The sequence below is a fragment of the Vibrio sp. 2033 genome (genome assembly GCF_033339735.1).
Window position 1 is genome coordinate 233,024 of record NZ_JAWOVC010000003.1, and the last position, 22,712, is coordinate 255,735.

The following is a 22,712-nucleotide window of genomic DNA, read 5'->3' on the forward strand; positions in this document are numbered from 1 at the left end:
ACTTTACAATTATAGACACATTGCGTGGCTGCTTTAGTATAAGTCAATGACATCCCTGTTGATTTTATCAGCAACAACGAATTTTTCTTAAAGTAAATCATAAACGCGCTATAGTGGGTTTGGTAGTATTCCCCCGTTCTTCATCGGAAACATAAGGCGCATTGTGCAAGCAACTTCTAAATTTCGGCTCTATTGGGCAAACAAGACCATAAATTACAGCGTTCTTATCCTAATCACCTTACTGGGTGTAGTTATCCCGACTTGGTACTTCGAGCAAAACACGCTGATCACGCCGCTAATACTGGGCGTTATTGCTGCTGCTTTGGCAGAGAGTGATGATAGTTTCACTGGGCGCATCAAGGCGCTGATTCTCACCTTTCTCTGTTTTGCGCTTGCTGCTTTTTCAATTGAAATCTTGTTCGATACCCCATGGGCTTTTGCGTTGGGATTATTTATCTCAACCTTCGGCTTCATCATTCTTGGGGCGATAGGTCCTAAGTACGCGAGTATTGCTTTTGGTTCGTTGCTGATCGCTATTTATACTATGCTTGGCGCACATGAAAGCACCAACATTTGGTTTCAGCCACTACTGCTTTTGACTGGTGCCGCCTGGTATTACTTCATGTCCATGATTTGGCAGATATTTTGGCCCCTTCAACCGGTGCAACAAAGCCTAGCCAATGTGTTCTTCCAAATGGCGAATTATCTTGATGCGAAAGCCAAGCTTTTTCACCCTGTGACCAACTTGACGCCACAACCGCTGCGGATTGAAGCTGCAAAATGCAATGCTGCCACGGTTACGGCACTAAACGTTTGTAAAACCACATTACTTAACCGATCGAAACGGGGTCACATTGATGGGCCTAGTGACCGATTTTTAAATATTTATTTCATCGCTCAAGACATTCACGAACGAGTCAGTTCTAGCCATTATCGCTATCAGGATTTAGCGACCGAATTTGAACGTTCTGATGTGCTGTTTCGTTTTAAATATCTTTTGGAGTCTCAAGCCCAAGCGTGTCGTGATATTGCACTAGCCATTCAGCTAGGAAATGAATACTCCCATACCGATCAATCTATTCTGGCATTAGCTGAAGTACAAAACTCTCTTGCTTATCTAGAAGAACAAAAGCAAGGGCACTGGAAACGTCTTCTGATGCAGTTAACATATTTATTCAATAACTTAGCGACGGTAGAAAAACAGCTTAATAACATTAACAACCCAGATGTTGAAGGCCTCGAAGAAGATACCCTCGCCGATACCAACCCACACACGCTAAAAGCGATGTGGCAGCGTATATCAGCAAATTTACACAAAGATTCGATGCTGTTTCGGCATGCATTACGTATGTCAATTGCCTTAACGATTGGCTATGGAATCATTCAAATATTCAACATCGACCGAGGTTACTGGATACTCTTAACCACTTTATTCGTATGCCAACCGAACTACAGTGCCACTCGCCAAAAATTGACGGCGCGAGTAATAGGTACATTAGCTGGTTTGTTGATTGGTGTACCATTGCTGACTTTTTTCCCTTCTCAAGAAAGCCAGTTAGTATTTATCGTTATCTCTGGTGTAATGTTTTTCGCCTTCCGGATGAACAACTATGGGTACGCGACTGGTTTTATTACACTGCTCGTCCTCTTCTTATTTAATCAACTAGGTGAAGGTTACGCAGTTGTCCTTCCTCGACTAGCAGATACCCTCATCGGGTGTGTGCTTGCAGTAGGAGCTGTATTAGTTATTTTGCCCGACTGGCAGTCGAGAAGGCTTCACAAAGTTATGTCGGATGCGATAGAGGCGAACAAGCAGTATCTCGATCAGATCATTGGTCAGTATAGAATCGGCAAGAAAGACAATTTGAGTTACCGTATCGCTCGCCGCCAGGCCCACAATAATGATGCCTCACTCTCTTCTGCGATTAGTACGATGCTGGCGGAGCCTGGCAAATATCGCGCAGCTGTTGATGAAAGTTTTCGCTTCCTAACGTTAAATCACGCAATGTTGAACTATATTTCTGCATTAGGCGCGCACAGAACTCGCATCGAAGATGAGTCAATTCATAAACTCGTTTTAGATGCTCACCGTTGTATTCATCAGCATCTGGATGTACTTCATAAACAGCTTCACCAGCATTGTGAGGAGTGTGACCTATCTAATATTGATGATGCTGGACTCGAGCAACGCTTAAACGAATGGCGCGATGAAGACGACAGCTCTGCCCGCATGGTATTGCAGCAACTTCATCTTATCTATCGCATGCTCCCAGAGCTTCATTCACTTGCTAGTAAGTTTGCCGTCAGGGTAAGTTAGTAACATTCAAACCATATGTAAGAGGGAAGCGCTATATCGCTTCCCTTTTTCTTTTTACGTTTCCATCTACCCCAAAGTGGGTAATTATGTACCTTCTTAGGAAAAATCTGACGTATCACTTAACACACCTTGACAATATTCGGACAAAAAGCAATCGATCAAATTCTAATCTATTTTGGTTGAATAAATATGTTGTATCCAAAGGATGAAGAATTTCGGGCAACGACGGATAAACCGAATCACGACGAAGGTATTGAGATGAACGCACAACAATTTAATGAACTTAAGCAAAAGCTCAGTGATTTAACGGCAAGTCAGTTAAAGTCATTACAAGGTGAGATCAGCGTGAAACTAAATAAAGCGCAAAAACCGGTTCTATCTGGTGAAGAAAGAGAAATGCTTGCCAAACTGTTTGCCTAATCAAGTCATTGATATAAAACACTTGAACGTTTTATAAACTCCACCTATGCTCTCACTATCATAATGTTGGGAGTAGTGATATGCCTGTATCAGGAATTCAATCTGGACACCACATCGTTCAGATGTCACAACAAATGGCCGAGAAAGCTGCACATGGCATTAACAATAATGTAAGTAAGGTAAAAGAAGAACTTTCTGATCACAACATCGATTTAGCTGCGGTTGCGGATGTCGCAATAACAGCCTCAACACCTAGCCTTCCCTCTCAAAAAGTTGAATCTCTCTTCAACCTAGCTCAAGCCGCTGGTTATAACCGAGTTGGCGCGTCTGCCATAGAGAAAAACAATGAAATCATTGGCAGCTTGCTAGACATCCACGTTTAGGCGATTTAACGTCAAATTATCGCTATTTTAATTTCCAACTATCACTATAACGTCGTAACAAGATAACCCCTTTGCTTCGTTCTTGCTTTCTATTTCGATTCAAATATCTCCTGTTTAAAATCAAGCTTTCCCGAAAAAAATGGGCGGCTTATCAGAGCCGCCCATTTTTGTGTTGTATACGGGTTTATCCGTTATCAATAACACCGTTGTTCAGCAATGACTCTACAATCTCGTTGGAGCTGAGACCGTTGAAGTCGATTGAAGTACCTAAGTTTTCCACGACAATTGTCTGTTGAACATTTGCATCCGTCGTAATGTTCAGAGAGACACTTTCCGTCGATGCATCGTAGTCTGCCGAAATGTGACTAAGCAGATCATCCATGTCGATCATTGAGTTATTGAGATCAGAGATAACTTCACGTAAATCGATACTGTCTTCGTTAACAGTGAAGTCAGTAATGGTATCCACTGCCCCTTCATCAACGGAATCTACCGTCCACTTGAAGATATCACTGCCGTCTCCACCCGTTAAGATATCTGAACCTAAGCCACCGATAAGCACGTCATCGCCATCGCCACCCAGAATAACGTCGTCACCGTCGCCACCAATCAAGTTGATACCTGTGTCTCCACCGACTAAATAGCTGTCGTCCACTGCGGTTGACTGGTCAATATCGTCGCTATCACTACTCACATCCAAACTAATTTGGACAGGTGAAGACTGCGCTTCATCGCCATTAGATTCCGTTGATATGGCCGTAAGCGAAATATCGTAAGAACCGACATCAATACCACTGTTAGTATCTGTTGCGACAATTTCTAGCGTATCAATTTCATCGCTTGGTACTGTCCAAGTGGTACCATCGAAGCTAATGCCTGATGGAGAAACGCCACTTGTTACCTCAGCACTAGCTGGTACGCCCGTTAGCTCCAAAGACAGCACCTCGTCAATATCAGTAAGCGCCGCCATGATTCCGACAATCGCTAAACCTTGACTGCTCGCGGTTTGGCTAGCCGCAATTTGACGAATGTAATTAAACTGAGGATTGATACTCAATGTAGGTGCATCAGCTACAGGTGTCACATTGATAGTGAAGTCTTGATTCGCTTCCAATGCGGTACCCGATGCATTTTCGAAGTACACGCCGTTGTCTTCGACTTTCACCGATAAAGTGATTGAAGCTGCGTTGACATCTCCTGCATCCACAAATACACCCTCAGAAGCGTCTGTTGCTCCAAGAACGGAGTTAATATTATCTGGTGTGCCCATTAGGGTGATTTCACCAGCCATCCCCGCCCCAACAGTCACACCACTACCTGCTGGCGGCTCGACACGAAGGTCGCCCTCGGTAACTGTAAGAGTCACGGTCATGCTTTCATTTGCTTGTGCGCCCGCAAAGTCGACGTCACTCACACTAATACCCGTTACTTTCTGGCCATCAGCTTCATTGATCGTATCCGTTACCGAAGTTGCAGTGATTTCAGGTGCGTCATTGGTCGCTTCAACATTCAACACTGCTGTGCCCGCGATTGTAATTGGGTCTGGAGCGCCGTTAGTGGTTCCGTCATCTGTGATTTCATAAGTGAAATTAACGTCACCAAAGAAATCTGCTGCGGGTTCAAACGTCCACTCTGTCGCACTCACTTGAGTCAGCGTGCCGGAAGCTGGATCCACTAACACAACATTATCGACGGTCAAGTTGTCTGACTCAGGATCACTTGCGTTGCTCAGCAACTCAGTAGCCGTAATAGTTACCGAACCACCATCTTCTTCGGTACTACTCAACGTTACCTCTGATGTTACCGGTGCATCGTTCACCTCAGTGACTTCGAAGGTCGCCGTTCCTGACACCGTTTGAGGATCTGAAACACCGTTCGTTGTACCGTTGTCGGTAATGTCGTAGGTTAGATCGACCTTGCCGTTGTAGCCAGGCGCAGGAGTAAATGACCATGTACCTGTTACGTTGTCGAAATCCAATGTGCCGCTGCTTGGATCAACCAACTGGACATTGCTCACCATCAAGGTGTCGTTTTCAATATCAGACGCATTCGCCAACAAATCAGCTTGGGTAATATCAACCGCCGTACTGTCTTCTGCGATATCAGAAAGTGTCACTTCAGACGTCGTTGGAGCATCATTGGCTTCCGTTACGTTGAACGATGCGCTGCCGTTAACCGATTTAGGATCGGATGCACCATTTGTCGTGCCATCATCTGTAATGGTGTACGTGATTTCAACTGGACCGTTGTAATCTGGTGCTGGGGTAAATTCCCACTCTCCCGTGCCACTGTTGAAAGTAATGCTGCCCGAATTCGGATCCGTTAACTGAACATTGCTAACCGTGAGATTATCGTTCTCTACGTCTGTCGCATTCGCAATAAGATCCGCTTCAGAGATGGAGAACACACCACTGTCTTCTTCAATATCCGGTAGCGTCACTGGCGTAGTTTCTGGGGTATCATTCACGGCTGTTACTTCAATATTGAAGCTGCTGCTGTTGGTATTTAGGGTGTCATCTACCCCACCAATTACGATACCTTCATTACCTTGGTCATCGACTGTCACGTCCACCTGAACGTCACCAAAGAAGTTCAGCTCTGGGTTAAACTCAATCAGACCGTCTGCAATGGCATTGTTTAGATCGGCCACTGTGCCTTTCAGTTCAACGGAGTCCGTACCATCACCGCTCACGGTTAGGTTGTAAGTAGCGATGAGCGTTGGATTAAGCTCCAAGATACCGCTGTCGACGTTCACATTGAGTACGTATTCAGCATTCGGATCATCGAGTACGGCATCAATATCGGTAATGCTGAAACCATCAAGCAGCATTGGCGTATCTTCTGGTGTTTCCACATCCACGGTATTGACGAACTCTGGACGATCGTTCACTGCTTCAACATCAACAGTGACATCAAACTCCTCTGCGGAGCCCAAGCTTTGACTGCCATCGAGCCCAGTATCAACGGCTTGCACTTTGAAATGCAGCGAACCATCCCATGAGTTATCGTTGCGATCACCAGAATTAAACACCACTTGATCCAAGTCTTGAGCATTGATTTCTAAGACAAAAACGCCGCCGCCTTGGTCAGTAAATACTGTCCCATCAGGTAATGAAACGCTCGCCCCATCAGGGACATTTGAGACCTCAACTCTCAGCGTCTCTGGATCATTTTCCTGGTAGTTTGCACCATCTCCGATGGACTCTTTGTTATCAACCACTAACGCATTTACATTAATAACAATGTCTTCGCCCTCATTACCTGCAGCCGAAGTGTCGGGGTTCACATCAACATCATCACCAATAGGATTGACAATAAGCGTAAAGTTGTTGTTTCGTTCCGTTGGAACTTGTAGCAACTCCTCTTGAATGAAGACCGTAATACCTATCTCAGCCTCGCCACTAAAGTGTTTTGGCGGTTTAATTTGGATGTCACTCAGGTCAATGGACGTCTGAGTGAGATCTTTTAGTTGAATACTCCATTCGCCCCCACCGTTGTTCTTAACAACATAATCAGAGGAATTGGATTTAACGATAAAGTCATCAGGAAGTCCCGTTAACTTGAGTGAAACGAAACTCTCAGAACCATCATTATCGTTCAGGCTGATCGAAACACCAGAGCCCGATTGATTCAGCGAAATTAAAGTATCTTCGTCACCAATCACCGTGATTGGCTGCGTCGGATCGGCACCTGTAATGGTAATGTCATCAACGACTGGCGTAACTTCAAATGTGACATCGTCAGTGAAGGTTCTTACATCTATATTATCGCCAGAGTTATTCAAGATAGACTGATCAAACACAGCTTCATCAGTAATTTCTCCCTCGATATTAATCTTGACGGTATTTTGGCCACCACCTACGGGGTAATTTTCTTTTGGCTTAAACAGAACATTGTCAAGCGCACCAGCTAAAATCTCAGCTTCATTAAACTCAATACTGGTTCCTAAGCTGTTACCATTGGCATCAACAAACTCACCTAATGTTGTGTCATCAAGCTCTAACTTGATGTTCGTTAGTGTTTCTCGACCACCTTGAGTGTTGTTAAATTGATCGGCAAAATCAACACTCAAGTTAAGTTGGATTAAGCCATCTTCGTAACCAACACCATCCGCCGTGGGAACGTCGTTATTTAGATCAGTCACAGGTTGTTTGTTTGCATCCAAGCCGAAAGTACCGACGATATCTACTCTTACATTTGGTGTGACATCGCTATCCAACGGCTGATCCCCGGCTGAACTCGGAACGTCTGCAACCGGTAAAACCTGAACTGGAAACTGAACATTATTTTCTTTTTCATCACCGGACTCAGTGTCTTTAGTGACGAACCGAATTGGTAATTCGAAATCACCTGCGTAATCTTCTGCCAAGTGCATCGTCAAACCATCAAGGCCAGTAATATTTCCACTCGCATCGATATGGGCTTGGAACACGTATTTACCATTGACAAAGTCGATATCCGTCCCCGTGATCACCAAGCCAGGAGGAATACCAGGAGCTGAAGGATCGACGATAATAGTCAAGACATCCTCCACGCCATCTGCATTAATCGCATCAACTTTCGACGTTAACTGAGCACCAAGGTTAATAGAATTGTCTTCCAACGCTTGAATTTGGACATCATCAGCCACCTGAATCTCTGCCGCTACACTCATTTGCGGTGTGAGAACGGTAGGAAATTCAAGTGTCACATCCGTTTGGCGCATGACCGTCGCATCTTTTTCGTTGCCCAAATCTTCGCCCAAATCATTCACTTCTGCGTAAATGGTTAAGCCAATTTGAGAGAGACCACCGTTATCGCCATCGTCACTGTCATCGTTTGGTGTTAAATCAAGTCCAGACGGCGCTTTAATTGAGAAGTTGTCTTCATTAGTTACTGTCCAACGACCTCCACCTTCATTTAGTGCTCCGACGATAACCAATTGGTTGAGGATCTCAGGGTCCACATTGTGAAATTGAACAACAAGTTGAGTCACCACTTCATCTGAAGACGCATCAAACTCTTGATATTTAATGATATGAGCACCAGATTCACCCCCCATAGAAGTGTTGATCGTAAAGTCAATGTTACCTTGATCGTCTGACTTCACGATATCGGTAGCACCACCACCACTTTCAGTGACAAGCAGACGGGTTTGGTCATCTATTGCCCCCGTCTTATCCTCTGGCTCAACGATTGGATTAACTTGGACATTCACCGTACCATTGATGGTTTTCTCAGCGATACCTTCACCGGGATTCGAAGCGTCAACATATTCATGGTCAATCTCTTTCACAGTGACGGTCGTGGTCAAGTCAAAGTCAGTACTTGAATCCTGCTCCAACTGGACTTGAACATAGCCACTTTGAGAGATTTTAGCGGAAAAATCTTGCTCTGATTCACCGGCTTGCGGTGAAAGCGTTAGTGTTCCAGAAACAAGCGTTTGTGCCACACCATCTACATAGACCGTGCTGCCTGGAGGAAATCCAGAGATGGTTACATCACTAAAGAATTCATCGGTATCAGGGCTTTGTACGAGCGTCGGTTTCCAATCGATGTCAAAGCGCGTATCTTCATCTCCCTCCGATCGAACAACGTAGTTATCTTGAGCGTCAATAACGGGTTCGACCTTGATCCTTACCTCTCTTTCAATCACACGACTATGACCATCATTCTCGGTAACAATGATCGTCCCTGTAATCGCAATGTTTTCAGTTGAAGAGGCTTCCGGAATAATTTGAATACCGGAATTAAAATTCAGCCCAGTGATGTTTGCTTCGTAAATCGGTTGACCGTTACCATCATAGCCAACAAAGGTGAGGTCAACGCTTGAGCCGTCTGAATCTACGACACGAACACCGTCGGGGATGTTGGACAGGATAACAGTAATGGCTTCTGAATCATCCTGTGGTCTATCGGCAACTTCACCAGATACAACCGAGAAGTTAAGGTTTACAACACCATTCTCTTCGATAGTCGTCTCTATCCCGGCCACATCTCCGTCTACGAACCGGTTCCAAACGTTCCCCGCGTCAATTAATACCGTGTCTGGTATGTCAGCAACACCTTTTACACCAACGATGACGGTCTTACTGCCCAGTGACAACACATCTTCTGTCGTACCGGTAGACAATGATGCTGTGTCTTTCACAATGCCTTCGACATTGAAAGTAAAGTCATCATTGCTGTGCAACGGAGGAAGAACTTCGACGTTCGCTAATTCAGACTCTGGCACTTCGTAATAAAGTACATTGCCGCCTGAATCGGTCACTTCTACTATCTGACTTGGGTTTGCTGAGTCCAGCCACACCAAAGTAACCCCATCAATTGAGAAGTTAGAAATGCGCACAAATAACGCTTCAGAACCATCTAAGTCCGCTGATGGTTTCATGGTGATCACTTCACTTAATTGGAGTGGGTCGTGATCAGTGACAGGGTCTACCGTATTTTGAGTTCGAGCGTTATCCTCAAACACATTAATTCGATTTACAGTAAAACTACCTTTATCCGCAACTGGGTTTACATCAATAATGATGGTTTCGGTTTCTGAGCGAGCGGTATCTTTCCCAAGCAGTGGATTGTTGTTTTCCGTCGTAATAGCGGTGACATCAATTCTGATTTCGCCCGAGAAGTTATTTATCGGATCAACTTGAACTTCATCAATTCGGCTTGCATCCACCAGATAAACACCACCGGATTTTGGTATCGCACTACCATCTGAATAGACTAACTCTGCGTTACCTTCTCCTTGTGTAAAGACAAGCTCGTACACAATGCCTTCAGGGTTACTAGTGTCTTGGGTTTCAGCCGTGATGTTAAGTGCGACATTGTTTCCATCTTCATCAACCGAGTAGTTAAATTCGCTGCTTGCCGTCCACGTTGCAATATCTGCAACGGCAGCAACTTCAATTTCTAAACGACCATTAATCGTATGATCTGGCGTACCATTGTTAAGAATTTCCACACGGATACGAGGATCGATACCAGAAGCATCGGTTGATGTATGACGATCTGGTACGAAGTACAAGTTATCTAACGAGACAAGCTCACCATTGAATGACTGCTCGACATTTGATGCGTCGAGAACAACCGTATTGCCCACAGATGTTAATTCAATGTAGTTGCCACTGCCGTCTCTGTAGTAGAACGTACCGTTGTGAGTATCAGCATCTCGAATAGTGATGTCACCTAAGCTCTCGTTACGGTCGATATCATGTAAATTGATAACCAAGTCGACTTTCGCAGGGCTAACATCCAGCGTCGACAAGTTGTCCTGAGTATTTGCAGAGTCAACGCCCACAACGACACCATCACGCCCTTGGTCTTCGAACGCAGTAACGGTAGACGTGTCAATTTGCGCATTGCGGTCTCTTATCGAGATATCCACATCGGCATCTTCGATATCGCCATCACCATCGGTTGCAACAACGTTGATGGTGAAATCAATCGAGTCGGTTTCGGTATGGTCAAGATCGTCATTCGGACGGAATGACACACTGCCATCGGTTCGAACAACCAAACGACCGATTTCAGTATCCACTCCGTCAAGAACCTTGTGAACAAATACGACTTGGTCGCTGCCGTTCAAATCGACAGAATCAGAATCAACACCGTTTTGCTTAAAGTAAATGCCTGAATCATCAGCCGAGAATGAAGTCACTTGTGCGCCGTCAGCACCAAGGTCATCATCCCCCTCTACAGGGTCTCGGAATAAACGAACCGTGCGGCTGCCTTGTCCCTCAACACGCGAAATAGATGCATCGTGCAAGGTTGGAACATCATCGGTAATCGTCACTGGTAAGTTAATACCTGCCGTATCACCATCGACATCGGTCGCAAAGACTGGGAGATCAAGTATGAGTGTATCTTCGCCTTGAGTTGAGTGATCTAGCGCACCCTCAAGCGTAAACTTGTAAGAGCCGTCAGCGTTCAAAACTAGCGTGAACACTGAGTTACCATCAGGTGTTTGACCTTGATAAGTAAAGTTGTTGTTGCTTACCGCGGTTTGAACTAACGTCACCGCAAGACCACCTGAAGTTACTCCTGGTATCGGGTTAGAAGTAAGATCCAGCTGATAAGAGACAACGGTATCTGCCCCTTCCACCGTATCGAAATTGCCCGTTGCTTCTAGGCTGTCTTTGTTGGTTGCCTGAGAGCCGTTGGCAAGGTCATCCTCATCAACAGCCAAAGCATCTGCTGATTTAATTTCGGGAATGTCATCAACTACGGTAATTGGAAGATTCAGTGATGATGACGTGTCACCATCAAAGTCTGTTACTGTAATTGGAATATCAATGACAAGGTTGTTTTCACCTTGAACAGCGTCATGGTCGATTGGTCCCAACAGCTCAAATTGGTAGCTGTCATTATTCGCATCAAGAGACAGCGTGAAGATCTTAGTTGATGTGCCAGTAATAACCGCTTCGTAACTGGTTACTCCACCATTCGTGCCTACTAGATTCAACTCGATGCTGCTGCCGTTCGACGTTAAGCCAGACACGACTGCATCGAGGTCTGAAACTTGGTAGCTGACAATCTTGTCTGCACCAGCAACGACTTCAAATCCACCAGTCAATACCGTTGAATCGCTACTTGTCGTGTCAGAGCCACCAGCAAGATCATCTTCATCAACGGTTTGTTGGCTTGAGTCTGTCACTTTCACAATCGCTGGAACATCGTCCACTACTGTGATCGGCAAGGTGATGTTATTGGACACATCACCGTCAAAATCGGTCGCGTTGACAGGGAAGTTGATGACTAACGAGTTTTCATCGTTACCCGCAGGATGATCAAGTGCACCCAACAGTTCAAATTCATAACTGTCTGCTGAACCATTTAGCGTCAGTTTAAAGACGGTGTCCGTCGTACCTTGTACATAAGCTCGGTACTCAATCACACCGTTTGAATTTGAAAACTCAATCAACTCAAGCGGTTGACCACCTGAGGTAAGTCCAGAAACAGGCGACGTTAAGCTATCCAACTGGAAGCTAACGATAGAGTCGGCACCATCAGTAACGTCAAAGTTGCCACCAATGATATTGGATTCTGGCGTGTCGTCTGAACCTTGGCTTGGAATATCATCCTCATCCACAGACAAGGTACTACCAGAGCTAATAGCATCAATGGTTGGCTTGTCATCTACGATGGTCACTGGCAAGGTCGCAGTGATGGTATCGTTGTCGCCATCCGTGATCTTCACAGGTAGATTCAACAAAATCTCATCAGAGTTAACCGCGTGATCTAACTGACCAGATAACTCAAAGTCGTATTTACCATCTTGATGAAGTGTCAACGTGAAGACCGTCACTCCACCCTGAGTTTGTCCCACGTATACAAGCGCGTCAGCAGTTGAAGCGCCAACGTCTTGAGAAAGTGTTACCTCTTCTCCACCCGATTTCAGATACGGGATAGGATTTGAGCTTAGATCCAATTCGAAAGCATCAATACCATCTGCGCTAGTGACTTCGAATTCACCTGATACCGTTAACGACTCTTTAGTACCATCAGAACCAAGAGGTAAGTCATCTTCGTCGACACGTAGACTTTCAATATTGGTAACAACTGGAACATCGTCCACAACGGTAATTGGCAATGTGAAGGCTGGTGAAGTATCACCATCATTATCTGTCGCCGTCACAGGGAGGTTAATAACAATCTCGTTTTGCTGATTACCATCGGGATGATCAAGCGGCTTCTGTAAATCGAACTCGTAGGTGTTGTTCGTTGCATCCAACGTCAGTTCGAACACCACTTCAGCAGGATTGCCAGCGACACCTTGGTATACGTTCACGCCGTTTGCGCTAGAAGACAGGACTAAGGTGATAGCTTCACCATCTGAAGTCAGTGACGCAACAGGCGTGGTCAGGTCACTCAGCTGAATAGAAGCAACTTGGTCAGCACCTTCGGTGATATCAAAAGTACCTGAAATAACAGTATCTTCTGCACTTGCAGCATCCGTACCTGCTGGTAGGTCATCTTCATCAACGGTTTGTTCGCTGCCTGCTAGCAAACCATCAATGGTCGGAACATCATCCACAACCGTAATTGGTAAGGTGATGTTGTTCGACACGTCTCCATCAAAGTCAGTCGCGTTTATCGGTAAATTTATGATCAGTTCATTCTGGCCATCAGCATTTGGATGATCGAGAGGAGCGAGCAAATCGAACGTGTAGCTGTCATCAGAGGCATCGAGGGTTACACGGAATACTGGTGTCGTCGTGCCATCAATACGAGCTTCGTAAACTGAAACGCCACCTGCGTTTGATACTTCAACCATAACCAGAGATTGACCACCAGAGGTCAGGCCTTGTACTGGCGTCGTTAGGTCAGAAACGCTGTACTCGACAATGCCATCAGAACCATCAGTCGCGATGAAGTTACCGGCAATGCTGTTCGACTGTGTACCATCAGATCCGACTGTTGGGATATCATCCTCATCAACCGTTTGCACACTTGTTGCTTCGATTCCACCAAGTGTCGGCTTGTCATCAACGATCTTGACAGGAATTGTCTCAGCAGAGGTATCGCCATCAAAGTCTGTCGCGATGATTGGGAAGTTGAGTGTTAACTCATCGCTATCTACCGCATGGTCGATTGGACCTTCTAGCGTGAAGTTATAAGAGCCATCAGTATTCACTATCAGCGTAAAGACCGCTTCACTACCCGCCGTCGCCTCGTAAGTAAAGCTGCCATCACCATTTGCGCTTTCAGTCAGCGTGACTGCCACACCTTGTGATGTAAGGCTGTCAACTGGTGTTGCAGAAGCGTCAAGCTGATAGCTCACTACTCGGTCAGAGCCTTGTGTGGTGGTGAAGTTGCCATCGATTGAAATCGGATTGCTTTGGTCTGAGCCAATTGACGCTAGATCATCTTCATCAACCGTAATGGCGTCGACGTCAGTAATAACCGGCTTATCATCCACGATGGTGACTGGGATCGTTTCTGTGGTGGTATCACCATCAAAATCCGTCGCGATGATTGGGAAGTTCAGTGTCAGCTCATCACTACCCGTCGCATGGTCGATTGGACCTTGCAGCGTGAAGTTGTATGAACCATCCGTATTCACGGTCAGCGTAAATACGGCTTCAGTTCCTGCTGTCGCTTCATAAGTGTAGCTGCCGTCGCCGTTTGCGGTTTCAGTCAGCGTCACTGCCACACCTTGTGATGTTAGACCATCAACTGGCGTTGCAGCAGTATCTAATTGGTAGCTTACTACCCCATCAGAACCTTGCGTTGTAGTGAAGTTGCCATCGATTGAAATTGGATCTGAGCCGTCAGAGCCAATCGTCGCTAAGTCATCTTCATCCACACGGATTGCGTCTACGTCAGTGATGGTTGGTTTATCATCAACGATGGTGACAGGTAGTGTTTCTGTCGACGTATCGCCATCAAAGTCTGTTGCGATAATCGGGAAGTCGATTTGCAGGCTGTCGCTATTTACCGCATGGTCTAGTGGGCCCTGCAGAGTAAAGGTGTAGCTGCCGTCTGGCTTCACCACCAATTCAAATACGTCCTTGCCATTTGCTGTGGCAGTGTAAGTAAAGCTGCCATCACCATTTGCTGTCTCTGCAAGCACGACAGGCTCACCATGAGAGGTCAACCCTGCGACTGGATCTGCCGTTGCATCAAGCTGGTATTTAACAACGCTGTCTGAGCCTTCAGTTGTGCTGAAAGAGCCCGACATAAACGCATCATCGTTTTGGTCTGAGCCAATTGTAGCGAGATCATCTTCGTCTACTGTTAGTGGGACAACGTTATCGATGGTTGGAACGTCATCAGTAATCGTGACTGGAATGGTCGCGGTCGTCGTATCGCCATCAAAGTCTGTAGCAATGATTGGGAAGTTCAGTACTAGCTCATCGCTGTTTAACGCGTGATCGATTGGCCCTTCCAGACGGAAGTCATATGTACCGTCAGCATTCACATTCATGGTGAAGACAGGATTGCCATCCGCAGTTGCCACGTAAGTGAAGCTGCCATCGGCATTTGCAGTCTCTACCAAAATAACAGGCTCACCTTGAGAAGTTAAACCTGAAACAGGATCAGAAGTTGAATCAAGTTGGTAGCTCACCACTCGGTCTGAACCTTGAGTGGTCGTAAATGCGCCTTCCACAAACACTGCGTCAGTTTGGTCTGAGCCAATACCTGATAAATCATCTTCGTCTACAGCCAGAGGCACGACATTATCAATGATTGGTGCATCATCCGTGATCGTGACTGGAATGGTTGCCGAAGTCGTATCACCATCAAAATCAGTTGCAATAATTGGGAAATCAATCGTCAGGCTGTCACTGTTAGCTGCATGGTCAATCGGGCCTTGCAGCGTAAAATCGTAAGTGCCATCTGTTGCTACGTTTAACGTGAATACCGGATTGCCGTCTGCGGTCGCCACATAAGTAAAGCTGCCATCACCGTTGGCGGTTTCCACCAAGATAATCGCCTCACCTTGAGAGGTCAGCCCCGCAACAGGATCAGCGGTTGAATCCAGTTGATAGCTCACCACTCGGTCAGAGCCTTGTGTGGTTGTAAACGCCCCTTCAACGAACAGATCGCCGCCTGGGTCCGAACCCACACCGCTAAGGTCATCTTCATCGACACTTAACGCATCCACCGCTGTGATGGTCGGTACATCATCAACAATCGTGACTGGAATGGTTTCCGTAACGGTATCGCCATCAAAGTCGGTTGCGATAATTGGGAAATTCAGTGTCAGCTCATCACTATCAACCGCGTGATCAATTGGCCCTTCTAGCGTGAAGTTATAAGAGCCATCAGTATTCACTGTCAGCGTAAAGACCGCCTCAGAGCCCGCTGTTGCTTCGTAGGTAAAACTGCCATCACCATTTGCAGTTTCTGTTAGCGTGACAGCCACACCTTGCGAGGTTAAACCGTCAACTGGTGTTGATGTGCCATCGAGTTGGTAGCTCACCACTCGGTCTGAACCTTGCGTGGTGGTAAAGTTACCATCAATAGAAATTGGATTGCTTTGGTCTGAGCCAATTGACGCTAGGTCATCTTCATCAACCGTAATGGCGTCGACGTCAGTAATCACTGGCTTATCGTCCACAATGGTAACCGGGATAGTGGCGTTTGTGGTATCGCCATCAAAGTCTGTTGCGATGATTGGGAAGTTCAGTGTCAACTCGTCGCTATCTACCGCGTGGTCGATTGGACCTTCAAGCGTGAAGTTATAGCTACCATCAGTATTCACGGTCAGCGTAAAGACCGCTTCACTACCCGCCGTCGCCTCGTAAGTAAAGCTACCGTCGCCATTTGCGGTTTCAGTTAGCGTAACTGCCACGCCTTGTGATGTAAGGCCATCAACTGGTGTTGAAGAAGCATCGAGCTGATAGCTCACCACTCGATCAGAGCCTTGTGTGGTAGTGAAGTTGCCATCGATTGAAATCGGGTCAGTTTGATCTGAGCCAATCGTGCCTAAGTCATCTTCATCGACGGTAATCGCATCTACATCGGTAATGGTTGGCTTATCATCCACGATGGTGACTGGGATCGTTTCTGTGGTGGTATCACCATCAAAATCCGTCGCGATGATTGGGAAGTTCAGCGTCAGCTCATCACTGTCTACCGCATGGTCGATTGGACCTTGAAGCGTGAAGTTGTATGAGCCATCCGTATTAACGGTCAGCGTGAAGACAGCATCGGTTCCCGCAGTTGCTTCATAGGTGTAGCTACCGTCGCCGTTTGCGGTTTCAGTCAGCGTCACTGCCACACCTTGTGATGTTAGACCATCAACTGGAGTTGCAGCAGTATCTAATTGGTATCTTACTACCCCATCAGAGCCTTGCGTTGTAGTGAAGTTGCCATCGATTGAAATTGGATCTGAGCCGTCAGAGCCAATCGTCGCTAAGTCATCTTCATCCACGCGGATCGCGTCTACGTCAGTGATGGTTGGTTTATCGTCAACGATGGTGACTGGCAATGTTTCTGTTGAGGTATCGCCATCAAAATCTGTCGCGATAATCGGGAAGTCGATTTGTAGACTGTCGCTATTCACCGCATGGTCTAGTGGGCCCTGCAGAGTAAAGGTGTAGCTGCCATCTGGCTTCACCACTAATTCAAATACGGTATTGCCATCTGCTGTGGCTGTGTAAGTAAAACTGCCGTCGCCGTTAGCAGTTTCAGCAAGCACGACAGGCTCACCATGAGAGGTCAACCCTGCTACTGGATCTGCCGTTGCATCAAGCTGGTATTTAACAACACTGTCTGAGCCTTCAGTTGTGGTGAAAGAGCCCGACATAAACGCATCATCGTTTTGGTCTGAGCCAATTGAGGCAAGGTCATCTTCGTCTACTATTAGTGGGACAACGTTATCGATGGTTGGCACGTCATCAGTAATCGTGACTGGAATGGTCGCGGTTGTCGTATCACCGTCAAAATCTGTTGCAATGATTGGGAAGTTTAGAACTAATTCATCGCTGTTTAACGCGTGCTCGACCGGCCCTTCCAGACGGAAGTTGTATGTGCCATCAGCATTCACATTCATGGTGAAGACCGGATTGCCATCCGCGGTAGCCACGTAAGTAAAGCTGCCATCGGCATTCGCCGTCTCTACCAAAGTAACAGGCTCACCTTGAGAAGTTAAACCTGCGACAGGATCAGAAGTTGAATCAAGTTGGTAGCTCACCACACGGTCTGAACCTTGGGTAGTGGTGAACGCGCCTTCAACAAACACAGCGTCAGTTTGGTCTGAGCCAATACCTGATAAATCATCTTCGTCTACAGCCAGAGGCACAACATTATCGATGATTGGTGCATCATCCGTGATCGTGACTGGAATGGTTGCCGTGGTCGTATCACCATCAAAATCGGTGGCAACAATTGGGAAATCAATCGTCAGGCTATCGCTGTTGGCGGCATGGTCAATCGGGCCTTGCAGCGTAAAGTCGTACGTACCATCTGTTGCTACGTTTAACGTGAATACAGGATTGCCATCTGCGGTCGCCACATAGGTAAAGCTGCCATCACCGTTGGCGGTTTCCACCAAGATAATCGCCTCACCTTGAGAGGTTAGCCCCGCAACAGGATCAGCGGTTGAATCCAGTTGATAGCTCACCACTCGGTCAGAGCCTTGTGTGGTAGTAAACGCGCCTTCAACGAACAGATCGCCGCCAGGGTCGGAACCCACACCGGTAAGGTCATCTTCATCGACACTTAACGCATCCACCGCTGTGATGGTCGGTACATCATCAACAATCGTGACTGGAATGGTTTCCGTAACGGTATCGCCATCAAAGTCGGTTGCGATAATTGGGAAGTTCAGTGTCAGTTCGTCACTATCAACCGCGTGATCAATTGGCCCTTCAAGTGTGAAGTTGTAAGAGCCATCAGTATCTACTGTCAGAGTAAATACTGGGTTTCCACCCGCAGTCGCTTCATAAGTGAAACTACCATCACCATTTGCGGTTTCTGTCAGTGTGACAGCAGCGCCTTGCGATGTTAAACCGTCCACTGGTGTTGCTGAAGCATCGAGTTGGTAGCTCACCACTCGGTCAGAGCCTTGTGTGGTAGTAAAGCTGCCATCAATAGAAATTGGATTGCTTTGGTCTGAGCCAATTGACGCTAGATCATCTTCATCAACCGTAATGGTGTCGACGTCGGTAATAACAGGCTTATCGTCCACGATTGTCACTGGGATAGTGGCATTTGTGGTGTCGCCATCAAAGTCTGTTGCGATGATTGGGAAGTTGAGTGTCAGCTCATCGCTATCTACCGCGTGGTCGATTGGACCTTCAAGCGTGAAGTTATAGCTACCATCAGTATCCACCGTCAGCGTAAAGACCGCTTCACTACCCGCTGTCGCCTCGTAAGTAAAGCTGCCATCAGCGTTTGCGGTTTCAGTCAGCGTAACTGCCACGCCTTGTGATGTAAGGCCGTCAACTGGTGTTGCAGAAGCATCGAGCTGATAGCTCACCACTCGGTCAGAGCCTTGTGTGGTGGTGAAGTTGCCATCGATTGAAATCGGGTCAGTCTGATCTGAGCCAATCGCGCCTAAATCATCTTCATCAACGGTAATTGCATCAACATCGGTAATGGTTGGCTTATCATCCACGATGGTAACTGGCAGTGCGATTTGGCTTGTGTCACCATCGAAATCGGTAGCAATAACGCTAAAATCAAGGGTTAAGCTGTCGCTATTTGCCGCATGGTCGATTGGACCTTGCAGCTCAAAACTGTACGAGCCGTCGGTATTCAAAATTAATGTGAAGACTGCGCTGCCATTTGCCGTTGCGTTGTAGGTATAGCTGCCGTCTGCATTTTGCGTTTCGGCAATGGAAACGGTTTGACCTTGAGATTGCAGGCCATTTAAAGGATCAGCGTTTACATCCAACTGATACTGTACGACGCCATCAGAACCTTGAGTTGTCGTAAACTGACCTTCGACCAGCGTTGACTGTGATTGGTCAGAGCCTACCAAACTTAAGTCATCTTCATCGACGGTAAGAGCGACAACGTCATTAATGGTTGGCACATCATCGGCAATGGTTACCGGTAGAACAAGTGAACTGGTGTCACCGTCAAAGTCCGTTGCGACAATAGTGAAGTCTAGAGTTAAGCTATCGCTACCCACAGCATGATCGATTGGACCTTCAAGGGTAAATGAATAAGAACCGTCAGGGTTCACTTGTAAGGTGAAGATAGCGTCCCCTTCTGCCGTTGCAGAATAGGTAAAGCTGCCATCTGAATTGGTTGTTTCCGTCAGAGAGATAGATCGCCCCTGCGATTCCAACCCATTGAGTGGATCAGTGCCGCTCTCTAATTGATAACTTACAACACGGTCTGAGCCCTGAGTCGTCGTGAAGCTACCTTGCGCGAACACAGAGTCGCTTTGATCGGAGCCGATGCTTGATAAATCGTCTTCATCGACGGCTAGTGCCTCAACGCCATCAATCGTAGGAACGTCATCTTGAACTTGAATGACAATTTGCGCCGCTTCTGGTGTGTTCGAGCCTTCGGTAATAGAGGAGCGGTCACCATCCGCATCTACTGCGTAAACTAGCAATGAGAAAGTAAGCGAGTCATCGTTAGCCCCCGTATGGTCAAGTTGTTCATACAAGTTGAATTGGTATTCGCCCAATGCAGGAGTATCAATCGCCACATCAAATACGGTAATACGCACGCCATCCAGCTCGATGAAGCCTTCGTAAGTACGCACGCCGTTACTCTCGGACGCCAGTTCCAATTGAACAACCTGCCCTTGAGATTGGAGTTCTCCACCAACATTAAACTCTGTAGGTTCCAACTCATAGTGATCAATAATGTCACTTCCGACCGCTGTCGTGATCGACCCGGTACCACTTGTTACTGCCGCGCCTTCCTGTGAACCTTGGTCAACCCCTGCCTCGTCTAAAGACAATCCCGTCACGTTTTCAATCACTGGATTATCGCCATCGAGGATGGTCATCGTAAAGGTGTTGCTTGCCGTATCTTGGTCGAAATCGACGATTGTGGTTGGCAAAGAGAGCTCAATCGTATCTTCACCGTTTGTTTGTTCTAACGGCTTAAATTGCTCAAATTGGTAGGTACCATCGGTGTTCAGACTGATGGTTAAGACGGTTTCATTCGAGCCAGCAATGGACAAGGTGATAGTACTGCCGTCTTCAGAGAGTACCGCTTCTGTCGCCTGATTATCACTCAATAGGCCATCGAATTGACTAAGTCCTTCTTGGTTAAACGTGACTGTTGCCAATTGATCACTACCAATATCAACAAAGGTGCCAGTGATTGGTGTAGAAGAAGATTCAACGTTTTCAAAAGTAACGTTTTGCGGCGCAGGATCATCGCCATCAATAACGGTTGTCGTAAAATCGATAGGCGCTTGAATGCTATTACCACCAATATCTGCGCCTGTAATATCAAAAGCGATATTGATTTGATCACCGACGATAGATACTTGGCCATCAGCGATGGACGCCACATGGTCAATACCCTGGCTAATCGTAGTAACGACCTCTAACTCTAAATCACGGCCTAAAGATGTCGCTTCGATCTCGATACGAAGCACTTCGTTACCACCTTGAGTGCCGATAATGGCATTTTGCGCTTCGTCGTAAACGAACACCACTGGCTGACCACCAGAGGTAATGTCACTATTTAACTCGGTTAACAAAGACTCTAAAGAAGACGTTTCGGGTACAAATGAAGCAGTATCAAGTGCGAGATCCCCTGCTTCAACCAGCACACTAGAAGAAATGGTTTGCGGGTAGCTAGATAGAGAAATTGAGCCTTCTGTTACGTTAGATTGCAGTGACTGCCCACCATCAGCAAAGATCGTGACATTCAAACCGTCATCTTCGTCGCGATCATCTTCTCCGCTGCGAGTCGCAGACGTTTCAAAAAAAGTAGACGCGAGTACTTCCGGGTTATTATATTCAACCGTCACGTAGCCAGCATTAGCCGAGCCTTCAGCACCTGCGCCAGCAGCTGTTGCTTCTAAGATAGCGGTAGGGTCAGCTCCGTCTAAAATAGCTTGCTGGATAGCGGCAATATCGTTGGCGTCGAAGTCAGCACTTCCAATAGCCGTTGGGTCAAAAGTCACCAAGCCATTAACTGGAGATTGTACCAATACTGGTTCTAACGGTTCAGAAGAAGGCACAGGAAGACAAGCAACACAATTTGCGTCGACCAGATAAAGCTCATTATTTATCTGTACGTCGAGAGAAGCATTATTTTCTGTGATAATAATCTCGCCAGGTCTTAACTCATCCCCTGATTTTATGACCTTAACGTTTCCGTCCAGGCCCAAAACCAAAACTTCACCTTTGACAGCATTTACAATCGCGCTCTGCGGTACCGTGTGCGTACTCATCTGACCTCCGCTAATGGCTTACGTTTCCCATTAACCTTTTTAGATAATTTCTTATTAATTTAGTGCGGCATACTGCACACCTTTATACGATTAAACTAAGTATTGAATCATTAAACAATCGATAAATACCCTACTACCAAGCAACATAAGTAAAACTTACTCGTAGTCACAGAAATGTGACACATGTGCTGACGCGTAGATATCGAATAATTATATGAAATTGATATCTTATTCTGATTAAGTGTAGTTGTTTTAAGAAAAGAAGAGAGATGAAATCATTCAGCTAAACGCCAGACTGCCGGTTGCGATCAATAATGGAAGAAAAGCAATGAGAATGTTGTATACACCGGATCGTGATGACAGCTTAATCAATATCGGTGACGAAAAAAACGTAACGATTAAATATTGAACAACATAAATTGCAGGACAAAATGCAACGATAAAAAAGTGGCTTACGATATGAATCCCCGCACACCACGAGTTCGGTTTTGTTCTGATATACAGCAAAAAAAACACGAGCAAGCTAATAATAAAATACATAAATACAGCACTTGAAAATAATTATCATTTTCAATCATATGTAAATATTCCCTTACTTTCAATGGTGTTTGAGCTATTAATGTCATCGTTATTATCAATCAACACAATAAGTAAAATTATCAGTAATTCCAGCCCTAAACGTTTGCGTAATCGCTAACCTTCTCTTAACCTTGATTTGAGGCTTTTATCACGGTTTTTCCATTGATATAGTGCGTCCATACAACAAAAAAAGACCATTCGAGGCATG

4 protein-coding genes are annotated in these 22,712 nt (G+C 46.1%); 3 read left to right on the forward strand and 1 reads right to left on the reverse strand.

The genetic code is table 11. The features are described 5' to 3' along the window. The first annotated feature begins 163 nt into the window (after positions 1-163). From yccS to R7P74_RS06740, 3 genes are all read left to right on the forward strand, one after another. Positions 164-2,317, forward strand: coding sequence for a YccS family putative transporter (gene yccS, locus R7P74_RS06730; protein WP_031781171.1), 2,154 nt, complete (start codon positions 164-166; stop codon positions 2,315-2,317). Positions 2,318-2,506: 189 nt separating this feature from the next. Further along, the gene (locus R7P74_RS06735; RefSeq protein ID WP_005376575.1) at positions 2,507-2,737 is read left to right on the forward strand and encodes a hypothetical protein; all 231 of its coding nucleotides are present in this window, start codon (positions 2,507-2,509) and stop codon (positions 2,735-2,737) included. An 80-nt stretch (positions 2,738-2,817) separates the two neighbouring features. Next, positions 2,818-3,120, forward strand: coding sequence for a hypothetical protein (locus R7P74_RS06740; protein WP_031781170.1), 303 nt, complete (start codon positions 2,818-2,820; stop codon positions 3,118-3,120). Between the two features lie 184 nt (positions 3,121-3,304). Here the strand turns inward: R7P74_RS06740 and R7P74_RS06745 are convergent, their stop codons facing one another. Further along, complete coding sequence (locus R7P74_RS06745; protein ID WP_318122770.1) at positions 3,305-21,925, reverse strand: retention module-containing protein; 18,621 nt, start codon at positions 21,923-21,925, stop codon at positions 3,305-3,307. Between the last annotated feature and the right edge of the window lie 787 nt (positions 21,926-22,712).